The sequence below is a fragment of the Ureibacillus yapensis genome, assembly GCF_003515775.1.
GTDB classification, from domain to species: Bacteria; Bacillota; Bacilli; order Bacillales_A; family Planococcaceae; genus Ureibacillus; species Ureibacillus yapensis.
The window spans coordinates 79,132-88,713 of sequence record NZ_QWEI01000013.1 but is presented as its reverse complement, the minus strand read 5'-3'; the positions used below and the strand labels follow the sequence as shown (position 1 = coordinate 88,713).

Annotated in this window: 7 protein-coding genes and 2 riboswitches; all 7 genes read right to left on the bottom strand. The window is 40.1% G+C overall.

The genetic code is table 11. The features are described 5' to 3' along the window. Window positions 1–400: 400 nt before the first annotated feature. Window positions 401–1,726: an NCS2 family permease gene (locus tag D1B33_RS16990; protein ID WP_118877606.1), complete on the bottom strand. Its 1,326-nt coding sequence runs from the start codon at window positions 1,724–1,726 to the stop codon at window positions 401–403. Window positions 1,727–1,840: 114 nt separating this feature from the next. Continuing rightward, a riboswitch (purine riboswitch) is annotated at window positions 1,841–1,942 on the bottom strand. 268 nt (window positions 1,943–2,210) lie between these two features. Further along, window positions 2,211–2,372, bottom strand: a complete 162-nt coding sequence (locus D1B33_RS18605) for a hypothetical protein (protein WP_199677443.1) — start codon at window positions 2,370–2,372, stop codon at window positions 2,211–2,213. Between the two features lie 71 nt (window positions 2,373–2,443). Next, the gene (locus tag D1B33_RS16985) at window positions 2,444–3,244 is read right to left on the bottom strand and encodes a YsnF/AvaK domain-containing protein (RefSeq protein ID WP_118877605.1); all 801 of its coding nucleotides are present in this window, start codon (window positions 3,242–3,244) and stop codon (window positions 2,444–2,446) included. Between the two features lie 217 nt (window positions 3,245–3,461). Further along, complete coding sequence (gene guaA, locus D1B33_RS16980; RefSeq protein ID WP_325049493.1) at window positions 3,462–5,012, bottom strand: glutamine-hydrolyzing GMP synthase; 1,551 nt, start codon at window positions 5,010–5,012, stop codon at window positions 3,462–3,464. Window positions 5,013–5,134: 122 nt separating this feature from the next. Continuing rightward, window positions 5,135–5,236, bottom strand: a riboswitch (purine riboswitch). A gap of 31 nt (window positions 5,237–5,267) precedes the next feature. Then, window positions 5,268–7,457 carry a transglutaminase TgpA family protein gene (locus D1B33_RS16975; RefSeq protein ID WP_118877604.1) on the bottom strand — a complete coding sequence of 730 codons (2,190 nt, stop codon included), beginning with the start codon at window positions 7,455–7,457 and terminating at the stop codon, window positions 5,268–5,270. Further along, window positions 7,454–8,638 (bottom strand): DUF58 domain-containing protein, encoded by a 1,185-nt coding sequence (locus tag D1B33_RS16970; protein ID WP_118877603.1) that lies wholly within the window; start codon window positions 8,636–8,638, stop codon window positions 7,454–7,456. The genes D1B33_RS16975 and D1B33_RS16970 overlap by 4 nt, the downstream gene beginning before the upstream one ends. Further along, window positions 8,635–9,579 carry an AAA family ATPase gene (locus tag D1B33_RS16965; protein WP_118877602.1) on the bottom strand — a complete coding sequence of 315 codons (945 nt, stop codon included), beginning with the start codon at window positions 9,577–9,579 and terminating at the stop codon, window positions 8,635–8,637. The genes D1B33_RS16970 and D1B33_RS16965 overlap by 4 nt, the downstream gene beginning before the upstream one ends. Window positions 9,580–9,582 lie beyond the last annotated feature (3 nt).

The window sequence follows — 9,582 nt, the reverse complement described above, 5'->3', positions numbered from 1 at the left end:
TAACGTTTTGTTGTTCAGTTTTCAAGGTTCATTTTCATCGCTGTTTTTTTAACAGCAACTCTTATATTATATCAAGTCACCATCTCGTTGTCAACAACTTTTTATTTCAATTGTTTCAACCGAATTTGACAACTCTTATAACTTTAACATCACTTTCAAATGATGTCAACATTTTTATTTAATCGCTTGTTGCTTCAGCAGCAACGTTATCTACTATAACACCATCATAAATGCTTTGCAACATAATATTTAATATTAAATTATTCAATATAATTGAAATACTTCTGCGTTGAGCGCATTACTCAAAATAGCACTTTATCAAAAACATATTTATTGTTCTCTTCTATATTAAGAAGAACTAAAAAAGGTTGGAACAAATGTTGTCCCAACCTTTTCATCATTATAGCGTTATTAAATAAATCAAGAAGATTAAGGCAAATAGATACATAATCGGATTAACATCTTTAGCTCTTCCCTTAACAATCATTGTTAAAGGATAGAAGATAAAGCCGACCGCGATTCCTGTTGCGATAGAACTCGTCAGCGGCATCATAATCATTGTTAGGAATGCCGGTACTGCCACTTCAAATCGTTCCCAAGCAATTTGCCCTAAAGCAGCAACCATAAGTATTCCTACAACAATAAGCGCTGGTGCTGTTACCGCATTTGTAATAACAGATAAAACCGGCGAAAAGAATAGCGCTAATAGGAATAGGACACCCGTTACAATAGAAGCAAACCCTGTTCTAGCTCCTGCAGCCACACCCGATGAAGATTCTACATAGGAAGTAACTGTTGATGTACCAAAAATGGATCCTACAATTGTTGCAATAGAATCGGAAATCAACGCTTTACCCGCACGCGGCAAACGATTGTCTTTTACAAAACCGGCTTGGTTTGCAACTGCCATTAATGTACCTGCATTATCAAAAAAGTCAACAAACAAGAAAGTTAAAATAACAGATAGCATTGACAATGTATAGAATTCCGGATCAGAGAAAGCACTAAACAATGCGCCAAATGTTGGTGAGATGCTAGGTGGTGCTGAAACAACTTTTTCAGGCAGATCAACAAGTCCAAAAATCATACCCACAATTGCCGTAATGATCATTCCGTAGAATACTCCACCCTTTATTCCTCGAACCATTAAGATAACTGTAACAATAATACCGAAGATAGCAAGTAGTACTTCAGGGTCATGCAAGTTCCCAATACCGACCATCGTCGCTTCATTGCTTACAATAAGACCTGCGTTTTTAAAACCGATGAAGGCAATGAACAATCCAATACCAGCACCAACTGCCAGTTTCAGTTCCATTGGAATGGCATTGATTAATTTTTCACGTAAACCAGTTAACGTCAACAACAAGAAGAATACACCTGAGATGAATACTGCCGCTAAAGCATGTTGCCAAGGACTGCCGTTCACCAATACAACTGTGTAAGCGAAGAATGCATTTAATCCAAGACCTGGAGCAAGCCCTAATGGATATTTAGCCAATAATCCCATGACAAAACAACCTACCGCCGCCGATACTGCTGTTGCCACGAATACCGCTCCATAATCCATGCGAAGCGCTTCAGGCAGATCAGTTACATCCGCCAATGTAAGTGTTAGCGGATTTACTACCAGGATATAAGCCATCGCAAGGAATGTTGTGAAGCCACCCAGAATTTCACGACTATAATTCGTCCCTAGTTCATCAAACTGGAAATATTTTTTCATTTTTTCCTCCGAATGTATCGTCTACAATGTCAATAAATAAAAAAGACACGCACTAAACAAGAGTTGAGTTGCATGTCTACGATCAGAAAGTGAATAACTATATAAAAATAGCATTCATTCTTTTATGTTAATCGTAGTCAAGCTATTTAAGGTAGCTTGGTAGAAACTCACGAGCCATATTCTCGACATTATACGACGAAATATTTAATTTACTCATGTAATATATCATCTCGTTTTATGAATTTCAACCACTTTTACGAACGTTTTTTTGTAAAATTTAATTAAAGTTCGTGAATTGAACACTTTTATTTTTTTACTATTTATTTTTTTAGTTATTTTACAATATAAAATTGTTGCAATGAAGAAACTTCATTCGCTTATTTGAAGCATATATAGATTATGCCCAAATTTCCCTTATTCATTATATGCAAATCAGATTTTTACGTAAAAAGAGCAAACCCAATATTGGATTTGCTCTTATTTTTTAGTTCTCATCTACTCTTCCTTCTTCACTGGAAGAAGTGTCTTTTGTGTTATCCTTATCTTTTTCATCTTTTACTTTGTGGTTTAATTCTACGTTTGGGATATCATCGAAAGTAGCACTGTCTTCCAAGCGGTCAATTTTTTCCTTACCTGTTTCAGCCATCTTAATCCCTCTTTTCTGAATAATATTTATTCAATACCCATCGCACCATCAAATCGCTTTAGAACGAAAAATTAGTAGCGGTTTTCATTATTATTGAATGTGTCATCGTGTTCTATATTTGGCATACCTTCAATTTCCACTTCTTCTCGACGCACTGTATCTCTCACCGTTTCCGTATCCATTACTTTACGTTTTCCTACTACTACTTCTTCTGTCACAACGTCTTTTTTCGTTACATCGACTCGTTCTTCCGTTACTGGAATATGAATTGTTTCTCCATCATTCAACGTACCATCCGCTCGGAAATGAGTATCCCCATCCACCGCACTTTCTACATTGACTGGACGGCGTTCAACATATACTTCCTCGCGTTCTACCGGAACTTCAATGACTTGCTCGTCTTCGTGTACATTTTTATTAACTGTAACTTCACCTGTTACCACTGGTTTTTTATCTACATTTAAACGTTCTTCGTGAAGCTCAACTGTTTCTTCGTTATTTGTTAAGGCATTTGCCAGAGTTCCATTATAATAAGTGTCGTAATCTGAATCTACATATAGAAGATATTTCCCTGCACGCAAATCGCTGTAGTAGCGTTCTCTTTCTTCATCGGTAAAACCGATGCGGCGGAAGTTATCATCCATTGTGTCTTCTCCTGACATGAAGGCCTTGAATTTATCCCACCAACTGCCCTCTTTGATTTCCTCGCCATTTGTTGTGCTTCCGCGGTGCAATGTAAATTGGTTATCTCGGTGCGATACGATAAACATATCTTCGTCGCGGTAGCCTTGTAATCGCAAACGATCCATTTCGGCTTGCAATTGTGCTTCTGAATTATAAATTCCATGTAGTTTATTATCACGTAGTGCCATCTAAAATCTCCTCCTAAAAGTTTTCGATTTTTTATAGGTGTAACTATTTTTTCTATTACCTTATCTGGCACTGATGAAACTTCCAATATTTTCATCCCCTTATTTCCAGAGCGTTTAATAGACTCTTCTGAGGACGCTCTATAACGAAAAAAAACTCCCTTCCTCCACAGAGTTTTACTGTGTTGGAAGAGAGTTAATATTAATGATTAGCCATTTATTATTCCCATTCAATCGTTGCTGGTGGCTTACTCGTCACATCATACAGTACGCGGTTCACGTGTTTTACTTCGTTGACGATACGAACGGAGATTTTCTCCAGCACGTCCCAAGGGATGCGTGCCCAGTCGGAAGTCATGCCGTCGATCGATGTTACCGCACGGATGCCTACTGCGTAATCATAAGTACGTGCATCACCCATTACACCTACCGAACGGATGTCTGGAAGTACACAGAAATATTGCCAAATATCGCGGTCCAATCCCGCTTTTTTGATTTCTTCACGCAAGATATAGTCCGCTTCACGCACGATTTCCAGTTTATCTTCCGTTACTTCTCCAAGTACACGGATACCTAGGCCAGGGCCTGGGAATGGCTGGCGCCAAACGATTTCTTCCGGCAAGCCAAGCTCCAAACCTAACGCACGCACTTCGTCTTTGAATAAAGTATTTAGAGGTTCGATTAGCTCAAACTTCATATCTTCCGGCAGACCGCCTACGTTATGATGCGATTTGATTGTTTGTGCTGTAGCTGTACCAGATTCGATGATATCTGTATACAATGTTCCTTGTGCAAGGAAGTCCATGTCTTTTAATTTATTTGATTCTTCATCGAATACATAGATGAACTCGTTTCCGATAATTTTACGTTTTTTCTCAGGATCGGAAACGCCTTTCAATTTATTCATGAAGCGTTCACGCGCATCGATTTTGATGACTTTCATGTCGAAGTCTTCCGTGAAAGTCTTCATGACTTGTTCCACTTCACCTTTACGGTTCAAGTTGTGGTCCACGAACATACAAGTTAATTGGTCTCCGATTGCTTTATGGATCAATACTGCTACTACCGAAGAATCAACACCGCCCGATAATGCGCAAAGCACTTGTTTATCGCCCACTTGTTCACGGATTTTCTTCATTTCCAGCTCGATAAAGTTCGCCATCGACCAATCGCCTTTCGCGCCGCAAATATCAAATACGAATTGGCGTAAAAGATCATTTCCGTATACAGAGTGACGCACTTCTGGGTGGAATTGCACTGCATAGAAACCGCGCTCGGCATTCTGCATTGCGGAAATTGGACAAGAAGTGCTTGTCGCAATCACTTCGAACCCTTCAGGCACTTCAGTTACAAGGTCCCCGTGGCTCATCCACACGACTTGATCTTTTGGCAAGTCACCGAATAATTTATTATCTGCCGTGATATTGATTTCCGCTTTTCCATATTCACGGTGGTCCGCTGGTTCTACTTTTCCGCCCAATGCATGGGACATTAATTGCATTCCGTAGCAAATGCCCAAGATTGGCAAGCCTAATTCGAAAATCGCTTCATCAACTTTAAACGCTTTTTCATCATAGACAGAGTTAGGGCCGCCCGAGAAAATAATCCCCGTAGCGTTCATTTCTTTTATTTCTTCGGCTGTAACGGTATGGGGATGCAATTCAGAGAAAACACCAAACTCACGAATACGACGAGTAATCAATTGGTTAAATTGACTTCCGAAATCGAGTACAACAATTTTTTCCTGTTCTTTTAACAATGGAGTGGTCACGCGCTTTACACCTCTTCTATAATTTAATGGCGCCTCTATTTTTGTAAAAAAACGCGTTCAAAAAGAGATCTTTCTGACGCGTTCATTGTTTAAATCCAAGGCGGATACAGCCTTCCTGACGACAGAACTGTACCCGCCTTCATAGATAAGTTGTTTAAGGTAACTTAGTAGAAACATCCGAACCATATTATCGGACTTATATGAAGGCAGCCTAACTATATTTTTTCTAAATTTTACTCTTTGTATAAGCTAAAATCAACCGATTACCTGATTGATTAAATATTCCCAACTTTCTTTCATTAGCGCCATATCTATATTCTCGGCATTTTTTGCATAAATTACTCTCTCATAGCACTTTGTGAGCTTTGTCATGTGCACCGTCTCGAAATATCGGTCAATTTCTAGAGCGTAACTTTCGAGCGTCTGTCCTTTTTTTCGCTTGAATCCTTTAACCTCCAAAAGCTTAAGCAATCGCAGATAAGACGTTTCAAATGGCGTTTCCATAAAACTTTTTCGCTTATAAAGCATCCCATAAACGTTCGGCAACCATCTTCTTCGTGTTTTATAAAGAATTCCGCCGACAGAGGCAATCAACAATGCAACAATCAACCAAACCACTTTATTCTTTGTGAAACGTGCAAAAACATTGCCAAAGATATTGCTGTTTTGTCCTGTTGATTGAGGTCTTTTTTCATTTTCTTCAACGACCTCATCCGGTTTTGTATCTTCGTCAATCGTCAATTCGTCTTCTTCGGGAGTATCTGTCGGTAAATCATAATCAATCGCCCGGGAATTATTAAATCCGATGGTTGGTTCAAAATTCACCCAGCCAACATTCGGGATATACGCTTCTACCCATGAGTGTGCATCATTATTTGTCACTTGATACGTACTTGTCGCACCGTTATTATCTATCATATCCCCACCTGCAAAACCTTTCACCCATCTTGCAGGGATACCAATGGAACGCAGCAGGACAACCATGGAAGTTGAGAAGTTATCGCAATAACCCACTTTTGTTTCAAATAGAAACTGATCCACATAATCTTGATTTTCCGCCGGGACCGCTATGTTATCCGTATCATAACGAAATCCATTTTGCCTGAAGTACAATTCAATTGCCCTCGCCTGATCATAAGGTGTTTGCTTGTCTTCTACAATATCCGCTGCCAATTCTCTTACTCTAGCAGGCAATGTATCAGGCAATTGCAGATAACGCTCTTTGATGGCCGGATCGATTTGTTCGGTCGGATTTTTCAAAGTGCTATAAGAATATTCCGGCTTGCTGTATTCTACCTGATAATCCATCAGGAATACTTCGTTGCCATCCAGATAAGGCTTAATTTTTTCGGTACTTCCATTCATGAGGAACTGCAAATTAGAGTATTCTTCATCTAAATGATACGATTGCAAACCATAAGGCTGCACAACAAAGTCATGTTCATACAACATTTGGATGGCCGCTGTTTTAGAATTTTCTTTTGGACCTACCGGCAGTGAATGTACTATATTCTCCTCTGGCTGAATGACCATATCGCCATAATTGCCGGAATTTTCCCAGCCTTTTGAAGTATAAATATCTTTTGTTTCAATCCGCCAATATTGTTTTGACTGCACTTCCGCCAGAAAAACAACCGTATCATCCGCAACAAAAGAGCCGCCCAAACGCGTATCATTTTCGCCATAGCCTACTTTTGCTATGCCCCCTTCATCCACTTCAGCCTGGCCTTGTCCGGTTGCCGACTTAATATAAGGCATAGGGTCCGGCCACTGTGGAGCTGCTTTCGGGAGAAAGAATGCAATAACCATCACAATCACTATTAACCCGATTGAAGGCAAAATCATTTTGATGTATGTTGGCCACTTTATTTGTACGTTCGAGTGATGCACCAGCCGCTTTAAAAATAAAGAAGCAATCATCACCAATCCGAGCAGCATAATTCTTACGATTGCGAAACTTCCATCATAGTCTGTAAATGTATCCAGTGCCGCAACAAAAAAGACTGTCAACGCCAGGAAATAAAAGATGTTCATTCGAACGGTAATCCAATAATGGGTTAAATAGATTAACATCCATATTAATATGAAAAACAACAAAGTCCGAAATGGATCGGTAATTCCTATCCAGTCGCCATGCATTAATGAATACAAGTTTCTTATTAAATCATTCGCTAAAAATTGAATGCCTTCTGCCGAAAAGGCCCAGACTTGTCCATACACAAATGCGATAAACCATGCAATAAACAAGCCTTTTATTAACCAGGAAAGAATAAAATGGATGCGAAATAGACTGATAACCAAAGAAACGGCAATAAACAGCAGAATGTATTCCATATAACCGGTTCCGGTCAATTCCATAATCGGGATGAGCCACTCACGCAAAATGAAGAAAACAACTAGGTAATAAAGTGCCAATTCGGTTTTTTTAAATGAATTCTTGTTCACGGCTTTGCCACCTCCGTGAATGCTTTTTCAAATTGCCCGGCAGCAAGAGGGATTACCGTGACATTCGGCAATTTCAAGCGTCCTATTTTTTCATTTTCCCCTGTAACAACAAAACAAATAATGCCGCTCGTAAATTTTGCTTTCGTCTTAAAGAAATCCTTTAACTCCTGGGTAAGCTCTCCCGTTATAAGCAGCAGGGACGCTGTATTGATTCGCCCTAGTTCATTGACCAGAATGGATGCTAAAGATTCTTTGGCATTTGGTTCAATCTGCGCCAAATGCTGCATGACTTGCTCCAGCTTATGCTGTGTTTGGATATGAGGAAAAATCGCTCTATTCTCTCCTGTAGACAGAAAAGAAATATCGCCGCGATTTTTTACCACGCTTTGTAAAATGGAAGCAGTTAAGTCCACCGCATTTTCAAAATTTCTTTTGGAGGTTTGATCAATGACAAGAAGGATATCCTGAGTTGTCTGTTCTTCAAAATCCTTCGTACGCAAAGTTTCATTTTTGGCAAAAGACTTCCAATGAATCCAGGAAGATTTATCGCCAGATTGGTAATCTCTTATTCCAGTGACAAGCGACGTATCTTTTACCATGGAACGAGGTGAACTTACCCCGCCATGTTCAAATTGCATCTTGATCGGCTTATAGTTGATTTCGGTTCGTTTAGGGAAAATAACAGTCGATTTAGGCTGTTCCACTACCTTATGCCGAATGGTCCAACCCAAAAAATCGGTAAAGGTGAAGTGAAGCCCTTTAAAATGCAGCAACCCCCGCTCTAACCCCTTCAAATCATACGTCCATTCAAAACGGCGCTTCCATCCGACCAGGAAAATTTGATTGCTGTTTCCTTGTTGTTTAACCGGACGATCGAATCCAGTTTCACTGACTGTCATGAAAATCAGCGGAAACCATGATTTATTTTGAAAAGTCACACGCACTTTTGCAGAATCGCCGCGCTGAAGCTTGTAGGGCTTGATTTCCCGTTGAACCTCCACAATCCGAAGAGGAGCAACCCTTAATAAGAGGGAATAAATTAAAAAGGGCATTAGCGTATAAAATATAAACCAGCTAACAAAGCCTCCCTGAAACATGGCGTAACTAAACGTGGAAACAACCAGCAGAATGGTGATGATGAATCGGCCACCATCACGCAGCCTTGCTTTTAACCTCCTCATGACTCCGCATACCTTTTAATCGGGATGATCGACTTATCAATAATGCGATTCAAGATTTCTTCTGTTGTGATGCCTTCATATCTCGCTTCCGGCTTTAAAATGATTCGATGCCCAAAAACAAAAGGAGCTAAATACTGGACATCATCAGGTTTTACATAATCGCGGTCCTGCATTTTTGCATAAGCTTGCGAGGCTCTCATCAAGGCAATCGAAGCGCGCGGACTTACCCCTAAATAGACTTCACTTACGTTTCTTGTAGCCCTTGCCAGTTGGACGATATAACTTTTAACAGAATCCTCCACATAGACATTTCTCACTTCTTCTTGCAAATCCAACAATTCTTCCAATGAAATAACAGGCGACAAATCCCCCATGCGCTCCGATGAAAAAACTCTGCGCAATACTTCGACTTCATCTTGCGCCGACGGATAGCCCATTCTGATTTTTAGCAAAAAGCGGTCTAATTGCGCTTCAGGCAATGGATAGGTTCCTTCATATTCAATCGGATTTTGAGTCGCCATGACAAAAAATGGTTTCGTGATTTGCAGGGTCTCCCCTTCAATTGTCACGGTCGCTTCCTCCATACTCTCCAAAAGGGCGGACTGTGTTTTAGGTGAGGTACGGTTGATTTCATCGGCCAAGATAATATTCCCAACGATGGGGCCAGGCCGAAATTCAAATTGGAGGGTCTTCGGATTATAAATGGAAACGCCCAATACATCAGAGGGCAATAAATCCGGCGTAAACTGAATGCGTTTAAAATCGGCACTCACTGATTTCGCCAAAGCTTTTACCATCATGGTTTTTCCTACTCCCGGTACGTCTTCCAGCAATACATGCCCCTCGGCCAATAGAGCAACAATGCTTAACTCGGCTACTTCCCGTTTGCCGATCATTACTTTCTCAATATTCTCAATGATTAACGCAATCTTGTTTTGCATATA